19 protein-coding genes are annotated in these 16,628 nt (G+C 71.3%); 10 read left to right on the top strand and 9 right to left on the bottom strand.

The window, feature by feature from the left end; translation table 11 throughout:
• The first annotated feature begins 60 nt into the window (after positions 1 to 60).
• On the top strand, positions 61 to 642 hold the full coding sequence (locus DMB66_RS37055) for a Uma2 family endonuclease (protein WP_125808792.1): 582 nt from the start codon (positions 61 to 63) through the stop codon (positions 640 to 642).
• A 25-nt stretch (positions 643 to 667) separates the two neighbouring features.
• On the opposite strand, the gene DMB66_RS37060 is transcribed toward DMB66_RS37055, so the two are convergent.
• Complete coding sequence (locus tag DMB66_RS37060) at positions 668 to 1,501, bottom strand: patatin-like phospholipase family protein (protein ID WP_233625106.1); 834 nt, start codon at positions 1,499 to 1,501, stop codon at positions 668 to 670.
• A gap of 159 nt (positions 1,502 to 1,660) precedes the next feature.
• On the opposite strand from DMB66_RS37060, the gene DMB66_RS37065 reads away from it, so the two are divergent.
• Entirely contained in the window at positions 1,661 to 2,401 is a 741-nt protein-coding gene (locus DMB66_RS37065) for a hypothetical protein (RefSeq protein WP_125808794.1), read from the top strand.
• A gap of 117 nt (positions 2,402 to 2,518) precedes the next feature.
• Here the strand turns inward: DMB66_RS37065 and DMB66_RS37070 are convergent, their stop codons facing one another.
• On the bottom strand, positions 2,519 to 3,748 hold the full coding sequence (locus DMB66_RS37070; RefSeq protein ID WP_125808795.1) for an IPT/TIG domain-containing protein: 1,230 nt from the start codon (positions 3,746 to 3,748) through the stop codon (positions 2,519 to 2,521).
• A 147-nt stretch (positions 3,749 to 3,895) separates the two neighbouring features.
• Positions 3,896 to 5,017 carry a glycoside hydrolase family 26 protein gene (locus DMB66_RS37075; RefSeq protein ID WP_125808796.1) on the bottom strand — a complete coding sequence of 374 codons (1,122 nt, stop codon included), beginning with the start codon at positions 5,015 to 5,017 and terminating at the stop codon, positions 3,896 to 3,898.
• Positions 5,018 to 5,147: 130 nt separating this feature from the next.
• Here DMB66_RS37075 and DMB66_RS37080 point away from each other — a divergent pair, with 130 nt between their 5' ends.
• The 5 genes from DMB66_RS37080 (at position 5,148) to DMB66_RS37100 (ending at position 9,801) form a co-directional block, all read left to right on the top strand.
• Positions 5,148 to 5,525, top strand: coding sequence for a DUF1540 domain-containing protein (locus DMB66_RS37080; RefSeq protein ID WP_370319932.1), 378 nt, complete (start codon positions 5,148 to 5,150; stop codon positions 5,523 to 5,525).
• Positions 5,526 to 5,837: 312 nt separating this feature from the next.
• Positions 5,838 to 6,590: an NUDIX domain-containing protein gene (locus DMB66_RS37085; RefSeq protein ID WP_125808797.1), complete on the top strand. Its 753-nt coding sequence runs from the start codon at positions 5,838 to 5,840 to the stop codon at positions 6,588 to 6,590.
• Positions 6,587 to 7,600, top strand: coding sequence for a molecular chaperone DnaJ (locus DMB66_RS37090; RefSeq protein ID WP_125808798.1), 1,014 nt, complete (start codon positions 6,587 to 6,589; stop codon positions 7,598 to 7,600). The genes DMB66_RS37085 and DMB66_RS37090 overlap by 4 nt, the downstream gene beginning before the upstream one ends.
• An 18-nt stretch (positions 7,601 to 7,618) precedes the next feature.
• On the top strand, positions 7,619 to 8,587 hold the full coding sequence (locus tag DMB66_RS37095) for a hypothetical protein (protein ID WP_125808799.1): 969 nt from the start codon (positions 7,619 to 7,621) through the stop codon (positions 8,585 to 8,587).
• The gene (locus tag DMB66_RS37100) at positions 8,584 to 9,801 is read left to right on the top strand and encodes an adenylosuccinate synthetase (protein WP_125808800.1); all 1,218 of its coding nucleotides are present in this window, start codon (positions 8,584 to 8,586) and stop codon (positions 9,799 to 9,801) included. The genes DMB66_RS37095 and DMB66_RS37100 overlap by 4 nt, the downstream gene beginning before the upstream one ends.
• A gap of 133 nt (positions 9,802 to 9,934) precedes the next feature.
• Here DMB66_RS37100 and DMB66_RS37105 read toward each other — a convergent pair whose 3' ends face one another.
• Positions 9,935 to 10,555, bottom strand: coding sequence for an NAD(P)-dependent oxidoreductase (locus DMB66_RS37105; RefSeq protein ID WP_125808801.1), 621 nt, complete (start codon positions 10,553 to 10,555; stop codon positions 9,935 to 9,937).
• A gap of 69 nt (positions 10,556 to 10,624) precedes the next feature.
• On the opposite strand from DMB66_RS37105, the gene DMB66_RS37110 reads away from it, so the two are divergent.
• Positions 10,625 to 11,215 carry a TetR/AcrR family transcriptional regulator gene (locus DMB66_RS37110; protein ID WP_125808802.1) on the top strand — a complete coding sequence of 197 codons (591 nt, stop codon included), beginning with the start codon at positions 10,625 to 10,627 and terminating at the stop codon, positions 11,213 to 11,215.
• Positions 11,216 to 11,600: 385 nt separating this feature from the next.
• Here DMB66_RS37110 and DMB66_RS37115 read toward each other — a convergent pair whose 3' ends face one another.
• From DMB66_RS37115 to DMB66_RS37135, 5 genes are all read right to left on the bottom strand, one after another.
• Positions 11,601 to 12,746 carry a DUF5925 domain-containing protein gene (locus DMB66_RS37115; RefSeq protein WP_125808803.1) on the bottom strand — a complete coding sequence of 382 codons (1,146 nt, stop codon included), beginning with the start codon at positions 12,744 to 12,746 and terminating at the stop codon, positions 11,601 to 11,603.
• 130 nt (positions 12,747 to 12,876) lie between these two features.
• Positions 12,877 to 13,311, bottom strand: a complete 435-nt coding sequence (locus tag DMB66_RS37120) for a nitroreductase family deazaflavin-dependent oxidoreductase (protein WP_125808804.1) — start codon at positions 13,309 to 13,311, stop codon at positions 12,877 to 12,879.
• Positions 13,312 to 13,323: 12 nt separating this feature from the next.
• The gene (locus DMB66_RS37125) at positions 13,324 to 13,764 is read right to left on the bottom strand and encodes a nitroreductase family deazaflavin-dependent oxidoreductase (RefSeq protein WP_125808805.1); all 441 of its coding nucleotides are present in this window, start codon (positions 13,762 to 13,764) and stop codon (positions 13,324 to 13,326) included.
• Between the two features lie 28 nt (positions 13,765 to 13,792).
• Positions 13,793 to 14,188, bottom strand: coding sequence for a GNAT family N-acetyltransferase (locus tag DMB66_RS37130; RefSeq protein ID WP_125808806.1), 396 nt, complete (start codon positions 14,186 to 14,188; stop codon positions 13,793 to 13,795).
• Positions 14,185 to 15,096, bottom strand: a complete 912-nt coding sequence (locus DMB66_RS37135) for a GIY-YIG nuclease family protein (protein ID WP_125808807.1) — start codon at positions 15,094 to 15,096, stop codon at positions 14,185 to 14,187. The genes DMB66_RS37130 and DMB66_RS37135 overlap by 4 nt, the downstream gene beginning before the upstream one ends.
• A gap of 42 nt (positions 15,097 to 15,138) precedes the next feature.
• Between DMB66_RS37135 and DMB66_RS37140 the strand changes: the two genes are divergently transcribed.
• Both DMB66_RS37140 and DMB66_RS37145 read left to right on the top strand, forming a co-directional pair.
• Positions 15,139 to 15,948, top strand: coding sequence for an alpha/beta fold hydrolase (locus DMB66_RS37140; RefSeq protein ID WP_125808808.1), 810 nt, complete (start codon positions 15,139 to 15,141; stop codon positions 15,946 to 15,948).
• Positions 15,941 to 16,582, top strand: a complete 642-nt coding sequence (locus tag DMB66_RS37145; RefSeq protein WP_125808809.1) for a 4'-phosphopantetheinyl transferase — start codon at positions 15,941 to 15,943, stop codon at positions 16,580 to 16,582. The genes DMB66_RS37140 and DMB66_RS37145 overlap by 8 nt, the downstream gene beginning before the upstream one ends.
• Positions 16,583 to 16,628 lie beyond the last annotated feature (46 nt).

The raw sequence follows: 16,628 nt of genomic DNA on the forward strand, positions 1-16,628 counted from the left end.
GATAGGCCTCCCCGGTAGGCTGCGAGGTGAGCGGGAGACTGTCGAAGGGGGGTCGGGTGCGTGAGTGCTGAACCAGTAGCCGAGTGGCCGCGGCCGCCGGTGGAGGGGTACATCGCTGATGACCTTGATGGAATTGTCGACCTTCCGCCGCATACGGAGCTCATTGACGGCGCTCTGGTAACCGTGAGTCCGCAGAAGCTGTTCCACATGAAGGCGCTTCGCCTGTTCGAGAATGCGCTTGCCCGGCTCGCGCCGTGGGAGCTGTTCCGGGTTCGGCGGGAGATGTCGGTGGTGCTGGGCCCTCGGCAGCGGCCGGAGCCGGACGTGCTGGTGGTGCGCGCGGATGCCGACATCGGTCCGGACGCCACCTGGTATCCGGCCGACGCGGTGGTGCTGGTGGTGGAGGTGGTGTCGCCGGACTCGGAGGAGCGGGACCGTAAGCGTAAGCCGCAGCTCTACGCCGAGGCCGGCATACAGTATTTCTGGCGCATCGAGAGCTTGTCAGGAAAAATCGCTCTCTACGCCTACGAGCTCGACCCGGCTACCCGGCAGTATGCCCTGAACGGCATCTTCCACGATCGGGTGAGTCTCACCTTGCCGTTCGACATCGACATCGACCTCACCGAGATCGACCGGATCTGATCCAGCGTTCGATCGTCGTGAAAGGTTAGTTCCAGGCCGCGCGGACCCGGTCGATCACCTCGGTGGCCTGGGCGCGACCGGCCCGCGCCGCGGGCGCGCGCCGGGCCGGATCGAGCGGGTTGCGCCCGATCGCGGTCAGGGCGGCGTCGGTCGGGCTGACGACGGCGGTACGCACACCGGGGCCCAGCGCGGCCGCCTGAGCGCCGGGCCGGTCGGCACGCCGGACGGCGGCGGTGAGCGGGGCGACCACCACGACTCGCTCGTATCCGCGGGCTAGGTCCACGTTGGCCACCGAGCGGACCCCGCCGTCGATGTAGCGGTGACCGTTGACCGTCATTGGCGGCCAGACCAGCGGCACCGCGCAACTCGCGGCCACCGCGTCGATGAGCGACGCACCGCTGTCCCGGTCGAACACGGCGACCTCCCCGGTCCGCGCCTCGACGGCCGGGACGAGTAGCCGGGCGGCCGGCCACTCGTCGCGCCGGACCCGGGAGGCGATCGCGGTTCGCCGCTCGGACTCGGGCACGGTGTGTGCCTTGAGCGCGGCTCGGCCGAGCCGGGCGCGGCCGCGGGCCCGGCCGCCCGGCCAGAGCGCGGCCAGCACGAAGCCGAGCAGCACCCGCGACCCGATGGTGGCGTTGGTGTCGCCGGTCTGGTCGGCGAGCTCCCGCTCGTAGAGCTCATCGACGCGCACGCCGTCGGTGAGCTGGGCGGCCACCACCGAGCCCGCGGACGTGCCGACGAACAGGTCGGCGGCGGTCAGGTCGACGCCCCGCTCGGCGAGGCCGTGCAGCAGGCCGATCTCCCAGGCGACGCCCGTGACGCCACCACCACCCAGCACGAGCGCGCGTCTCTCCATGCCCATCTATTTACCACTCGGCGCGTTCTCGTTGCTGTCGGCGCGGTAGATTGCTCGTTTTCGCCCAGTATGTCCGATCGGATGAGACGATGAAGGCTCGGGGCCTGCGCCCGCGAGAACGCGGGGCCGACCCAGTCGAGACCCGCAAAGGATTTGAGCATGCGCAACGAAGTGCACGACAACAACTCGGTGGTCGCGCGCCGCATCCGTCGCCGCAAGCAAGCATTCATCGGAGTGGCCGGTCTGGCAGTGCTGGGTGCCGGCTCCTTCCTGGTGACTTCGCAGGTGGCCGACAACGCCAAGACCGAGACGAAGGACGCTGCCGCCCTGGTGCCGGTCGCGCCGGTGGACGAGACCCCATCCGAGTCGGCACCGCCTGCCGCACCGAGTGCTTCGGCCGTGCCGTCTGCTTCTGCCGCCCCGTCGCCGTCCGCCTCGGCGAAGCCTCCGGTGGTGACGCCGTCGCCTTCTCGTTCCCACAGCAAGGCTGTGGACGAACGGATCAAGGCGGCCCGGGCGGCCGCCGCGGCGGACGGTCATCCGGTGCAGCGGGCGCTGACACCCTCGAAGGCGGCGAAGACGGGGCCGGTGACCGTGAAGACGATCGGCTCGATCTACGAGGACGGCGCCACGATGCGGGTGCTCTCGGCGAAATTCGACCTCACGGGTCAGCGTGAGATGCTCTGGGCCGCAGACGACGGCGAACCGGTCGGCGACGCGCGCTGCACCCAGAACTTCCACTTCAGCAACAACAGGGTGCCGGGTGAGCGGCCGACCATGTTGCTCTGCTGGCGGACGTCCGCGAAGAAGAGTGTGGTCACGGTGGCGGTGGTCAAGGAGGGCCGGCCGGCCAAGCCGGCCAGCGCGGCAATGATCGAGAAGGTGTGGCGCACGCTCTGACCTGACCGTCGTGCGCGCGGAAGCGGCCCGGAGCCAGTCTGGCTCCGGGCCGCCTTCGCGTGGGTCTCCTTGTTGCGCCGGTCGCGTCAGCCGCGACGTGGCGGGTGGTTCATCGGATCAGTAGGGCGCGACCGTGAACGTCGAACCGCTGGTGACCGCGGTGGCGTCGATTGTCTCCGCGCTGGGGGGACCGGTGTCGAGGCCGGTCTTGATGACTTGCAGGGTGTATGCGCCGGTGGGCACGTCGGCGCTGGTGTCGATGGTCGCGTCCGCAGCGTTCGTTGAGTAAACGCCTCCCAGTTGGAGCTTGCAGAGGAGTTCCGTGTCGCTGAGCACCAGTACGTCAGTGCAGACAGTGATGGGGCGGCCCAGGTTGGCGGGGACCGGGTCATAGCCGGTGCTCTTGTTGACCAGCACGATGTGTGGGGTCGCAGCGGCGGGGCTGGTGCCGGCGGCCGTGTCAGCGGAGAAGTCCATGGCCGCGAAGCCGACGCCGAAGATGTCGAGGTCCGGAGTGCTGCCCTCAGTGGCGGTGTTCGGCGTTACGACAATGCCGTTGCTCAGTGTGAAGTTGTTGGGGGCAGCGGTGTTGGTGGGGTCGTTGTCCGGGTCGTTGCTGCTGACGGTGCCGCCCTGGCTGACGATGACCAACTGGATGCCCGTGCCGGCAGCCCGCGGCGGCGCGGTGCCGGTGAGCAGCGTACCGCCGGTGTTCACCGTGACGCCGGTGAGAGGAACGTTGCCCAGCGTCGCCGTGCTGCCCGAGGTGAAGCCTGTTCCGGTGACGCTGATCTGGTAGCCACCCAGCGCCGGACCGGCAACCGGCGCGATGTTCGTGATGGTCGGCTTGGTCGCGATGGTGTAGGGCGCGCTTGCCAGCAACGTGCTGCCAACCGTGATGTCATCGTCGTACGCGCACATGTTGAACTTGAAGAACGCGTTGGTTCCCGTAAGCGCCAGCGCCACGGGGATCTTGACCGCGATCCGGTACGCGTTGATCCGGGTGACCGTGACCGCGTCCTGGACGCCCGCGGTCAGCACGTTGGACGCGCCCGCGATGGGTGCCACGGCCTTGTAGGTCAGGCTGCAGGTGGTGACGCTGGTCGTGATCGCCTGGAACTGCACGACCGGTGGGGTGGTGGCGAGGAACGGCGCGGTTCCGGTGGTCGGTGCCTGACCCGTGATTGTGTTGCCGCCCGCAGAGGGTCCCGAGGCGGCGCTCAGGACGAGTTTGGCTTCCGCATAGGCGGGCACAGCAGTGATCGCGAGGGCGGTGACGACCACCGCTCCTGCCGCGAGTCCCCTGCGGATGAACCGCGAGCGGATGGTTGAACTGGACTTGCGCATGCGAGGTCCTCCTACGGTCACGAAGACCGCGTCGGTTGGGTAGGTGGGCCCGCGCGTGAGAACCATCGTCGGGCCGTCTCGTCAGGGAGCGTAACGTGGCGTGCATGTGCAATTGCGTAGAGTGATGAAGTTCAGTGGATTTACCCTCTAAGTGCGGAATAGTGAGCGATACCGGGTCGCCGACGTCGGGTTCTGCAGGCATGCCGCATCGGTGCGGAACAAGCTGGACTGCACCCCGCCCTCGCCGCAGTCCGAGAAGTACGCCTCATACGCCAGATGCGACGCGTGCGCGGCGAACCACTCGTGCATCCACGTCACGAACGACGGGTTCTCCTTGCCCGCGTCACCCGTCGGCACCACGCCCCACTCGCCCACCGAGAACGGCTTGCCGTGTTCCCGGGCGAAGTCGTAGAGCCAGGTGAGACCCTCCGGGTCCGTCGCCGCCTTGTCGAAGGCGGCTTTCGTCGGCGACCAGGGGTAGTGGTCGTAGTTGTCGATGCCGATGATGTCCACGTAGGCGTCGCCCGGGTAGCAGTTCGTGCTCACCCCGCCGCAGGTCCCCTTGGGGGTGCCGTGCGCGTTGATCGTCCAGTCCAGCAGCACGTCCGGATTCGTGGCGCGGATGTTCGTCGCCGCGCGCCGGTAGCAGGCGATCCACGTCTCCGGCTCGTCCGCGCGCCACGGCGAGGTCTTCTCGTTGAACTCCCAGCCCAGCCGCACCACCGAGTCGCCCCGGCCGTACCGGGTCATCAGGGAGCCGAAGTTCTTCCAGTCCTGGTCGTGGTCGCCGGCCGCGCACGCCGCCAGGTCCGCGCTCGCGCCGATCGGCACCAGGCCCTGCGAGACCACCAGCATGCCGTCGAAGTCCGAGAACAGGTCGAAGGTCCAGCCCGTGCCGGCGGTCATCGTCGCCCACGAGGTCCGGTCCGTGTAGGTCTGCGCTACCCGGCAGGGCCGGCCGCGGGCGGTGCAGAACGCTTTGACATGCGCCGTGTCGAACAGCGGGTCGCCGTTGACGCCCGACATGCCGTTGGCGCCCGGCCACGCGCCGTCCGTGCGGGGCAGGGCGATCAACGTGCGCGCCGACCGGATGGCGGCAGACTCGGAAACGGAAGGGGCGGCCGCGACCGAAACCGAGGCGGCGGGGGATGGGGCCGGGGATGGGGCGTCGTCGTCCGTCGCCAGGCCCACGGTCGTGGCCGCGAGCGCGATCGACGCGGCCCCGGCCCCCAGCCACAGCCGCCGGCGGGGCGGTCGTTCGTCGGCCATCGGCGGGACCTCCGGGGCGGTTAGGACGCTTTGCCCTACTCTGCCAGCTTCGCCGGGCGGCCGTGGGTGAGTCGGTCAAGTCCTCGGTAAGCGAGGATTGCCTTACCTAAAGAATGGCTATCCTCATTTAATGAATCCGTTGAAATACCTTTGTTCCACGCCGCGCGGAATCATGGTCAATGGTTTATGGTCAACCTGGAGAAAGGGAGGCCTCACCATGACTCAGATGATGGCCATGCCGCGCGTGCAGACCTGCACGGTCAGCGGATGCGGATACAACCACGACGGCTGCACGGCCTTCGCGATCACCATCGGCCGGGCCAGCTCGGCCTGTGACACGTTCATCGACACTGCCGACAAGGGTGGCATGGGCCAGGCGGAAGCCCAGGTCGGCGCCTGCAAGCGGGCCGAGTGCGTGCACAACACCGAGCTCGAGTGCCACGCGCCGTCGATCGCGGTCGGCGCCGGCCTCGACCGCGCCGACTGCCTCACCTTCGAGGCGCGCTAACAATCAGCCTGCCTTACCAAAGGCCGTCACCGCATTGTCGGTGACGGCCTTTCTCGGCGCTCAAGAGCAATTACCGACAGCACGGTCAAGAGCCAGGTCAAGCTCCTGTCGTGCCTGGTTGCATGGTGCTGACCGTCGCTCCCGCCGAGGTCGGGCGAGGGCGGCCAATCGCCTGGCGGCTCATGGACGGCCGCCCTCGCCCTGCCGGCTGATTGCATGGAGCAAACCCCCACGGGGGTTGACCTCAGGGTGAGAAGGAGTTAGGTTGTTCTCAGGTTGAGTCCTACTCAAGGCGAGAACAACGAGGTCACCATGAGCGACGAGCAGGACTTTCTCGATAGCTACGATCCGGCGGCCTTCGCGCCGGTCGCGGTGACCGTCGATGTCGTCGCGCTGACCATCCGCGACAGCCGGCTGCATGTGCTGCTCGTCGAGCGCGGCGGGCACCCGTTCGCGGGGTGGCGGGCGCTGCCCGGCGGCTTCGTGCACGCCGAGACGCTCGATGCGGCCGCCCGGCGTGAGCTCGCCGAGGAGACCGGCCTGCGCCCCGGCGAGGGTGTCCTGGATCGGGTGCATCTCGAGCAGCTTCGCAGCTACGGCGACCCCGGGCGGGATCCGCGGATGCGGGTCATCTCGGTGGCATATCTGGCCTTCGCGCCGAGCCTGCCGGATCCGCGGGCGGGTGGTGACGCCGCGGGCGCCTGCTGGGCGCCGGTCGACGAGGCCGGGGATCTTGCCTTCGACCATGCCGAGATCCTCGCCGACGGCTTGGAGCGGGCTCGGTCCAAGCTGGAATACACCCCGCTGGCCACCGCCTTCGTCGGCACCGATTTCACCATCAGCGAGTTGCGGGCCGTCTATGCGGCGGTCTGGGGCGAGGAGCTGCACGCCGGCAATTTTCACCGCAAGGTGCTGTCGGTGCCCGGGTTCGTCGAGAGCACCGGTGTGACGGCTGTCCGCGGGGGCGAGCGTGGCGGCCCCAGGGCCCGCCTCTACCGGGCCGGCGACGCTCGCTTGCTGCATCCCGCGCTGCTGCGACCGACCCGTGAGGAGGGTGTCCGGTGACTTTCGACGAGGCGGTGGCGGCCATCGCCGGCGCGGGCAGCTTCGCCGATCTCGTGGCAGCCTGTGCCCCACTGACTGACGCCGGCCCCGGTGTCGCGGGTGGGCAAGCCGGGCACGCGTACCGGATTCTGGTCAAGGTCGTGCATCCGGATGTCGCACCCGCGGGTCGCAGCCCGGCCGCGACGGCGGCCTTCGCCCGGCTGGGGACGCTGTGGCGCGAGCGGGACGGTCGGCTGCTCACGACGAAGCGGGCGACCTACCGGGTCGGCGGGCCGGTCGCCACCGGTGACATCGCGGAGCTGCGCGCGGTCGACGGCGACGCCGCGCTGCTCAAGCTGCCGCGCAGCCCCGGCGACAACGACCTGCTGCGGGCCGAGGCCGCCGCGCTGACCACCCTGGCGGCCGACGGCGATCCGAAGTTCCGGGCCTACGCGCCGCGGCTGCTGGAGAGCTTCACGCACGAGGACGCGGGCCGGGCGCGCCGCACGGCCAATGTCATCGCCCGCCAGCGCGGCTTCGTCTCGCTCGCCGAGGTGCACGCCGGCTATCCGGGCGGCCTCGATCCGCGCGACGTCGCGTGGATGTGGCGGCGGCTGTTCACCGGGCTCGGCTGGGCGCACCGCGCCGGGCTGGTGCACGGCGCGGTGCTGCCGGAGCACGTGCTCGTCCACCCGGATGAGCACGGCCTGGTCCTCGTCGACTGGTGCTATTCGGTGCCGGCCGGCGCGACGGTCCCGGCGCTGGTCGCGAGGCACCGCGCCGCCTATCCGCCCGAGGTGACGGCCAAGCAGCCGGCCACCGCCGCGACCGACATCTTCATGGCGACCGGCCTGATGCTGCGGCTCATCCGGAATCCGCCGGATGCGCTGCGGCGCTTCGCCCGCGGCTGCCGCTACGACAAACCCCGCATGCGTCCGCAGGACGCGTGGCACCTGCTCGGGGAGCTCGACGAGCTTCTCGACGACCTGTACGGCCCCCGCCGGTTTCGCCCCTTCGCGATGCCGGCCTGACTCCCCGGAGGAATCACCATGGGAAGCGGACGCTGGTCCACCGATGTCTACTCCGCCGCCGCCGGCTACCGGGCCGCGACCGGCACGAGCGCCTTCGCCTACAGCGACAGCGGCGCCCGCGAGGCCCACTCGGCCCTCGACCCGATGAACGTCGGCAAGCGGGAGAGCCGCGACAGCGACGAGCACCCGCACAGCACGCCGATCGCCGTCCTGTTCGACGTGACCGGCTCGATGGGCACCGTCCCGCGGGTGCTGCAGACCAAGCTGCCGCAGCTGCTGGGCCTGCTGACCCGCAAGGGATACGCCACCGACCCGCACATCATGTTCGGCGCGATCGGCGACGCCACCTGCGACCGGGTGCCGCTGCAGGTCGGCCAGTTCGAGTCGGACAACCGGATGGACGAGGACCTGGCCCGGATCGTGCTGGAGGGCGGTGGCGGCGGCCAGCGGAGCGAGTCGTACGAGCTGGCCATGTATTTCATGGCCCGGCACACCGACCTGGACTCGGTCGCCAAGCGCGGCCGCCGTGGCTACCTGTTCATCATCGGCGACGAGATGGCCTACCCACAGGTCAAGCCCAAGGAGGTGCGGCGGTTCATCGGCGACCGGCTCGGCGAGCCGATCGGCACCGAGGCGCTGCTCGCCGAGCTGCGCCGCAGCTTCGACGTCTACTACATCATGCCGACGGCGGCCGGCTGGGGCGGCGACGCGGAGATCCTGGGCTACTGGCGCACGCTGCTCGGCCAGCACGTCATCGAGCTCGACGACCTCGACGCGGTCTGCGAGACGATCGCGCTGACCGTCGGCCTCGGTGAGGAGTCCATCGACCTCGACGGCGGCCTCGCCGACCTGGTCGAGGTCGGATCGGCGGCCGGACCGTCGGTCGGTAAGGCCCTGGCCCCGCTCGGCGCGGGCCGCGGCGCGGTCGTTCGTTCCCCGCTGGAGCTGGGCGGCGCGGCAACGCCGGGCGGGAACGAACGGCTGTGAATCTCTCCGGCGGACACGTCGCCGTGGTCGATCTCGGCTACGGCGACGCGGGCAAGGGCACGGTCGTGGACGCGCTCTGCGCTTCGGGCCGGGTCACCGCGGTGATCAGGTTCAACGGGGGAGCGCAGGCAGCCCACAACGTCGTCATGCCCGCCGGCCGGCACCACACGTTCGCGCAGTTCGGGTCGGGCACGTTCCACGGCGTGCCCACCCACCTGTCGCGGTTCGTGGTGGTCGATCCGCTCGCCCTGGCGGCCGAGGCCGGCGCCCTGGGCAACCCCTTTCACCTGCTCACCATCGACGGCGAGGCGCTGCTCGCGACGCCCTGGCACCGGGCGGCGAACCAGGTCCGCGAGCGGCGGCGCGGCCGGGCCCGGCACGGTTCGTGCGGCATGGGCGTCGGGCAGACCATGGAGTACGCCCTCAGCCACGTCGACGCTCCCCGGGCCGCCGACGTGTTGTCGCCCACCCGGCTCCGCGCTCGCCTCGCAGCGGTCCGGGACGCGCTGGGCCCCTTCGACGACGTGCCGCCGCTGGAGGACGTCGTGGACGCCTTCCTGGCCTTCGGCCGCGCGGTGTCCATCGTCGACTCCGGGCACCTCGACCGGCTGCTGGCTCAGGGGCGGTGCGTCTTCGAGGGGGCGCAGGGCGTGCTGCTGGACGAGTGGCGGGGCTGGCATCCGTACACGACGTGGTCCACCACGACGTTCGCCAACGTGGCGGCGCTGTGCCCGTCGTTCGAGCGGCTCGGGGTGGTCCGGGCATACACGACAAGGCACGGTGCCGGGCCGCTCGTGACCGAGGCGCCGCTGGACCTGCCCGAGGCCCACAACGGCGTGGGGGAATGGCAGGGCGCGTTCCGGGTCGGCCACTTCGACGCGGTCGCCCACCGATATGCGGTCGAGGTGGCGGGCGGCGTCGACGGCCTGGCCGTCACCCACCTCGACGCCCCGCCCCGCGCCCCCGGCCTGCGGATCTGCACGTCATACGACCTGGACGGCGCCCGCTGGGAGCACATCCGGCCCGGCCCGCCCCGCGACCTGGCCTACCAGGCGGCGCTGACCGCCCTGCTGTTCCGGGCCCGCCCCGGCGACCTGGAAAGCCCGGACGACTGGGCGGGCCGGATCGGCGATCTGCTGAACGCCCTGGTGGTGCTGGAATCACGCGGCCCCCGCAGCTCCGACAAGCTGTTCCGCCTCCCGGTAGCCGTGTAGCCGATCGCCATCGCGTGGTCGTCGGTAGCCGATCGCTGTCGTGTGGTCGTCGGTGGCCGATCGTTGTCGTGTGGTCGTGAGAAGCCGATCGCTGTCGTGTGGTCGTCGGTGGCCGATCGCTGTCGTGTGGTCGTCAGTAGCCGATCGCTACCGCGTGGCCGGCGGTGGCCGGGTCGGTGGCTGCCGCCAGGGTCGCGGTCGCCAGGTCCGTGCGGGAGATCGCATTGCCGCGGCGCACGGTGTGGTCGATCGCCATCCGATACGGCCTGGGCCGGCCGTTGGTGAGGCGGGGCGGCCGCATGATCGTCCACTCCAGACCGCTGGCCGCGACGATCGTGTCGGTGGCGGTGAAGTCCGTGAACGAGGCGCGCAGGAAGCGCCACAGCATGGGCTTGGCGACCTTCGCGGTCAGGAAGCCATCGTGGGAATCCGTGACGTGACCCGCCGCGGTGACCACGACCAGCCGCTTGACGCCGGTCGCGCGCATCGCCTGAATGATCGACTCGGCGCCCGGCGCGCACACCGGATCGTCGGCGCCCGGCCGATGACCGAGCGCGGAGATGACAACGTCGCGGCCGGCCACGGCGGGCTCGATCGCGGCGGGATCCATGACATCGGCCCGCACCACCTCGACGCCGGCGGGAAACTCGGCGGCCGACCGCACCACGGCGGTGACGGAGTGGCCCGCGCGCAGGGCCTGCCGCACCACTTCGACGCCGGTGCCACCGGTCGCTCCGAACACAGTGATTTTCATCGATACCCTCCCGGTTAGTAAACGCTCACTACCTAGCTATGGTGGTGAGCGTTCACTAACCTGTCAAGGGTGGGAACCCGAGAAGTCATCCTCGACGCGGCAGCCGCCGTCATGCGCGAACGCGGCCTGGCCAACGTGACGACCAGGCAGATCGCGGCAGCGGCGGGCTTCTCCGAGGCGACGCTGTACAAGCACTTCGCCGACAAGGTCGAGCTGATGCTGGCGGTGCTGCAGGAACGCTCCACCGGCTACACCGAGCTGGCCGCCGCGCTGAGCCGGTCGGGCGCGCGGGGCCTGCCGGACGACCTGGAGGAGCGGCTCGCGGCGGTTGCCCTGGCCGCGATCGTCTTCTACACCGACAACTTTCCGATGCTGGCGTCGATCTTCTCGGACCGCACGATCCTCGACGCCCACACCCGCGGCCTGCGCAGGCACGGCCTGGGGCCGCACAAGGTCAACGAGGCGATCGCGGACTATCTCCGGGCCGAGGCGGACGCGGGCCACCTCAGCCCGGACGCGGATCTCTACGCGGGGGCGGGCCTGCTGGCGGGGGCCTGCATGCAGCACGCCTTCCTGGGCCACATGGGCTGGGCCGACCGCCGCGACGACCGGACGGCTGCGCTCTCCTTCGCGCGCTCGGCGCTCGCCGGCCTCCGGTAGCCCTCTCGCCGTGCCGCCGGCTCTGGCGGAGGTCGCTTGCCGTGCCGCCGGCTCTGGCGGAGGTCGCTTGCCGTGCCGCCGGCTCTGGCGGAGGTCGCTTGCCGTGCCGCCGGCTCTGGCGGAGGTCGCTTGCCGTGCCGCCGGCTCTGGCGGACGTCGCTTGCCGTGCCGCCGGCTCTGGCGGAGGTCGTTTACCGTTCGCCGGCTCTGGCGGGGGTCGCTTACCGGCCGCCGGTCGGCCACGGGGTCGCTTGCCGTTCGCCGGCTCTGGCGGAGGTCGCTTACCGGCCGCCGGTCGGCCACGGGGTCGCTTACCGGCCGCCGGCCGGCCACGGGTCGCTGTCGGCTCGGAGGCTTCGGCGCTCGTGACCGTGGCGGCGGCGGGTCAGAGGTACATACCGGTTGCCGGCGGGGTGGACGGGACCGTCACCGGCTGGGCGCCGGTGCGCAGCGCGTACAGCTCGGCCAGGGTCGCTCCCTGCGACCCGATCCCGTTCGGGGTGCCCAGCCAGGCGACCGCCTCGGCGTACGGCAGTCGACCGACCTCGATGCTGGCCAGGCACCGCCCGGGCCGGACCACCGCGGGGTGCAGCGTGGCCAGGTCCTCGTTGGTGGTGATCCCGATCAGCGCGTGGCGGCCCTGCCCGAGCAGGCCGTCGGTCAGGTTGAGCAGCCTCGACAGCGACTGCCCGGCGCTGGCCTTGGCGTCGCCGCTGATCAGCTCGTCGCAGTCTTCCAGCATGAGCAGTCGCCAGCGCGGCTCGTCGTCGTCGCCGCTGCCCAGCGCGACGCTCATCAGGTATGCGGGATCGCCGAACAGCCGTTCCGGGTCGAGCACGCAGTCGACCTGGCACCAGGAGCGCCACTGCTGGGCCAGGGCGCGCAGGGCGGTCGTCTTGCCGGTGCCCGGCTCGCCGTGCAGGAGCAGCAGCCGCCCGTTGACCGCCGTGCCGTCGATGGCCATGAGGCGTTCCAGGGTGCGTGCCACCGGCTGGGCATAGTTGGACCGGATCTTGTCCCACGGTGCCGCGTCGATCTCGCGCTGCACCCGGCGCGGGCCGTGCGCGCCGTAGTGCCAGAAGCCGATCCCCACGCTTTCGGCTGCCGGTTCGGGCTCCTCGACCGCGTTCTCGATCGCGACGGCCAGCACCGACTCGGCGAGTTCGGAGGTGGTCGCGGTGACCGTGACCCGGGCCCGGCGGCTCTGCTTCCAGCGGGTGACGTGCAGCGTCCAGCCGTCGCCGGCCGACAGCCGGCCGTGCCCGTCCTCCTCCACGGCGTCCCGGACGATGCGGGCGTCCTCGGTGGTCAGCGGCGCGTCGGCGCGCACGTTCTCCAGGTAGGTTGTGCGGCCGAACGGCTCCCGCCCGGTGACGAACCCGTCGAGCGCCAGCAGGTCGACGACGTCCACCAGCCGGTCGCCGTCGTCGACGGCACCGGACAGCGGCAGCACGGCGGGAGCGGCCGGGGTGACCGCCGGCTCCACCGGGCGGCCGGCGATCCGGTCGACGGACTGATGGGGGGTACGCATTACCTCATGATCGACCCGAAGTGGGGGATGAGCATCCGGTTTTCCACCAGGTTGGCCCGAACGGGGCGCCGCGCTCCGGTTGCCCAGGAGCGCGATCACCTCGCGGCCGTCCCCTGACCGCGTCGCCACGTCAGGCGCGGGCGAGCACGAAGACCGGGATCAGACGCTCGGTCTTCTTCTCGTATTCCGCGTATGTCGGGAAGGCCGCGACGGACCGTTCCCACCACACCGCGCGTTCGTCGCCGGTGACCTCGCGGGCCACGTAGTCGTGCTTGGTCTCGCCGTCCTGCAGCTCGACGCGTGGCTCCGCGCGCAGGTTGTAGACCCAGACCGGATTCTTCGGGCCGCCGCCCAGCGAGCCGACGACCGCATAATTGCCGTCGTGCTCGACGCGCATCAGCGCCGTCTTGCGCAGCAGGCCGGTCTTGGCACCGACCGACGTCAGCACGATGACCGGCCGGCCGCTGATGTCTCCGGCCCGCTCGCCGTTCGTCGCCTCGTAGGTCTCTGCCTGCTTACGGGCCCAGGCGGAAGTGCTCGGTCCGTACTCGCCGGACAGCGGCATGAAGAAACCCTCTCAGTTGGACAGTGGGGTGAGGACGAAGACCGGGATGATCCGGTCGGTCTTGGTCTGATAGTCGGCGTACGCCGGCCAGGTCTCGAGGGCCCGCTCCCACCACACGGCCCGCTCGTCGCCGGTGACCTCGCGGGCCGTGTAGTCGCGCTTGACCTCGCCGTCCTGCAGCTCCACATGCGGGTTCGCGGCCAGGTTCCAATACCAGACCGGGTGCGTCGGGGCGCCGCCCCGGGACGCCACCACCGCATATTCGCCGTCGTGCTCGACGCGCATCAGCGGGGTCTTGCGGAGCTTGCCGGTCTTGGCGCCGACCGACGTCAGCAGGATGATCGGCTTGCCCTGCAGCTCGGCGGCCTCGGTGCCGCCACTGGCCTCGAACTTCTCGGCCTGTTCGCGCGCCCAATCCGACGGGCTCGGCGCGTATTCCCCGGTCAACGGCATGAGATTCCTCCTGGGTGTGACGGATGGATCAGAGAGCGATCAGGCCCGCGGCGGTCGGCCGGAAGCCGCAGGCATCGAGATAGAACGGCGCGAGGTGGGGCTCGTAGTCGACGTGCAGCCACTGGCAGCCCGCCGCCTTGGCGCCGGCCACCGCGGCCGCCACCAGCGCGGTGCCGACGCCGAGCCCGCGGGCCTGCGGGGCCACCACCGTGTCCACGAGAATCGCGTGTGCACCACCGTCCCAGGCCAGGTTGACGAAGCCCACCAGCGCCTCATCGTGATAGGCACAGACCCAGCCGAGACTGTGCCGTTCAAGCCTGCCTCGCCAATCGATTCCCTGGGCGGCATAGCCGAAACCGGCGGCATGCAGGGCGTCGAGGGCGGCATTGTCGAACCCCGCCCGCCAGCCATAGGTGATCGTCACGCCGCGAGCCTCGCCAGCGTCGCCGCGAGCTCGGCGTTGCGCCGGGCGAAGCCCGCCCACGCCGCCGGTGGCTCCTGCGGAGGTCGCGCGCAGGGGCGCTGGCTCCACGAGCGAACCCGGCCGGCCCGCACGGCGAAAGACACCAGCCAGCCGTCGGCCCAGCCCCGCACGGCGAGATCAACCGGCTCCAGCGTGGTGACCCGCTGGGCGGCGGTGACCCAGCCGAGCGCGCGGAGCTCCTCCTGCACCCGGCCGGCCAGCTCGAAGGCGAGCACGGCGGCGGCTCTGTCGCGCGCCCGTTCCAGCTCTCGCCGGGCCGCCTCGACCGCGACCGGATCACGCCGCAGGACCGCCGCGATCGCCTCGGCCAGCTGCTCGCGGTCGGCGGCGCTGATGCCGCGCCGCGCGGCCAGCTCGCGCTCGGCGCCGGTCAGGCCCGAGCCCGTGGCCGAGAGCGGATGCACGCGATGCAGGGCGCTGACCGCCAGCCGGGCGCGCGTGCCACCGAGATAAGGTCCGAAGATCCGCACTCCCGCGACCGGCTGCCCGGCCTCGTGGGTGAGGCGCAGCCCGGCCGTCGCGGGCCGGGCATCGAGCCGCAGGTATGCCGGGATTTCCTCGCCGCCGGCCGTCCTGTTCCACCGGGGGAGCGATTCTTCCAGCAGGTTGCGCTCCAGCCAGGCGGCCTCGTGCACCGAATCGCAGGCCACCGCCTCGATCCGGGTGACCTGCGGGATCATCCGGCGCAGATGCCGGCGGTCGCGCAGGTCGCCGCCGTAGGACCCGACGCGGGCGCGCAGCTCGGTGGCCCGGCCCACGTAGAGCACTCGCCCGCGGGCGTCACGGAACCGGTAGACCCCGGGCGCGCTGGGCAGCCCGGCGGCCAGCCGGCGGATCTCCGGTCGCATCCGACCATTATCCGCCCGGCCGGCTCGGCTAGCCTTCCGCACATGCCTGCGATCGGTGTCGGTGACATCACGTTGCACTACGAGGAGTCCGGCCGGGGTGCCCCGGTGCTGCTGATACCGGGAACGGCCGCGAGTGGCCGTTCCTGGTGGTTGCACCAGGTCCCGGCGCTGGTCGGCGCCGGATACCGGGCGATCACCCTGGACAACCGCGGGGTCGGCCGCAGCGGACCGGCCGCGCCGGGCCTGACGGTCGGGGACCTGGTGGCCGACACGATCGCGATGATCGAACGGGTGGCCGGCGGACCATGCCGGCTGATCGGTACGTCGATGGGCGCGTACGTGGTGCAGGAGTTGCTGCTGGTCCGCCCCGAGCTGGTCAGCCAGGCGGTGCTGATGGCGGGCCGGGCCCGGCCGGACGCGATGTCGCAGGCGGTGGCGGCCGCGGATCGCGTCATGGCCGCCGCCGGGGTCGCGCTGCCGCCGGAATACGACGCGGTCAACCGGGCCCTGCAGAATCTGTCGCCGCGCACCCTCGAGGATCCGGAGAGCGCGCAGGACTGGCTCGACATCCTGGAGATGTCCCCGACCGACTGGGCAGACCCGGGCCAGCGCGCGCACCTCGGCGTCGTGGTGGACACCGACCGGCGCCCGGCGTACCAGGCGATCCGGGTGCCGACCCTGGTGCTGTCGTTCGCCGACGACCTGATCGCGCCCGAGGCCCGCGGCCGCGAGCTGGCCGACACGATCCCGGAGTCCCGGTACGTGCGCATCGCGGACGCCGGCCACTACGGCTACCTGGAGCAGCCGGCCGCGGTGAACGACGCGATCCTAGGGTTCTTCGCCGGTGCTTGAGCGACTCTTGCCGCCGGCGGTGCGGTCGGCGCACGCCCGCACCGATCCGCCGGGCGCCGTCCTGTTCCCGGCCGAGGCGGCGCTGCTGGTGAACGCGGTGGCGAAGCGGAGGCAGGAATTCACCACGGTCCGGCATTGCGCCCGGCAGGCGCTGGCCGAGCTGGGGGTGGCGCCGGCACCGATCCTGCCCGGGGTGCGCGGTGCGCCGGTCTGGCCGGACGGCATCGTGGGAAGCATGACCCACTGCGCCGGCTACCGGGCGGCGGCGGTGGGACGGGCCTCGCAGGTCGGCGGGCTCGGCATCGACGCCGAGGAGCACGGGCCGCTGCCGGACGGGGTGCTGAGCCTGATCTCGTCGGCCGGCGAGCGGGCGCACCTGGCCGAGCTTGCCGCGGCGCGCCCGGGGGTGCACTGGGAGCGGCTGCTGTTCAGCGCGAAGGAGTCGGTCTACAAGGTGTGGTCGCCGCAGACGGGCGAATGGCTGGGCTTCGAGGAGGCCGAGGTGAGCTTCGACCCGGAGGGCGAGACGTTCACCGCACGGGTGCTCGTGCCGGGGCCGCTCCCGACGCTGACCGGCCGCTACCTGGTCGAGGACGGCCTCGTGGTGACCGCCATAGCCCTGCCCGTGCCGTGACCTCGCATCTGGCGGTGCGGCGCCGGGGTTGTCTGGCGGTGGGGCG

The sequence above is a fragment of the Actinoplanes sp. ATCC 53533 genome, from assembly GCF_003947245.1.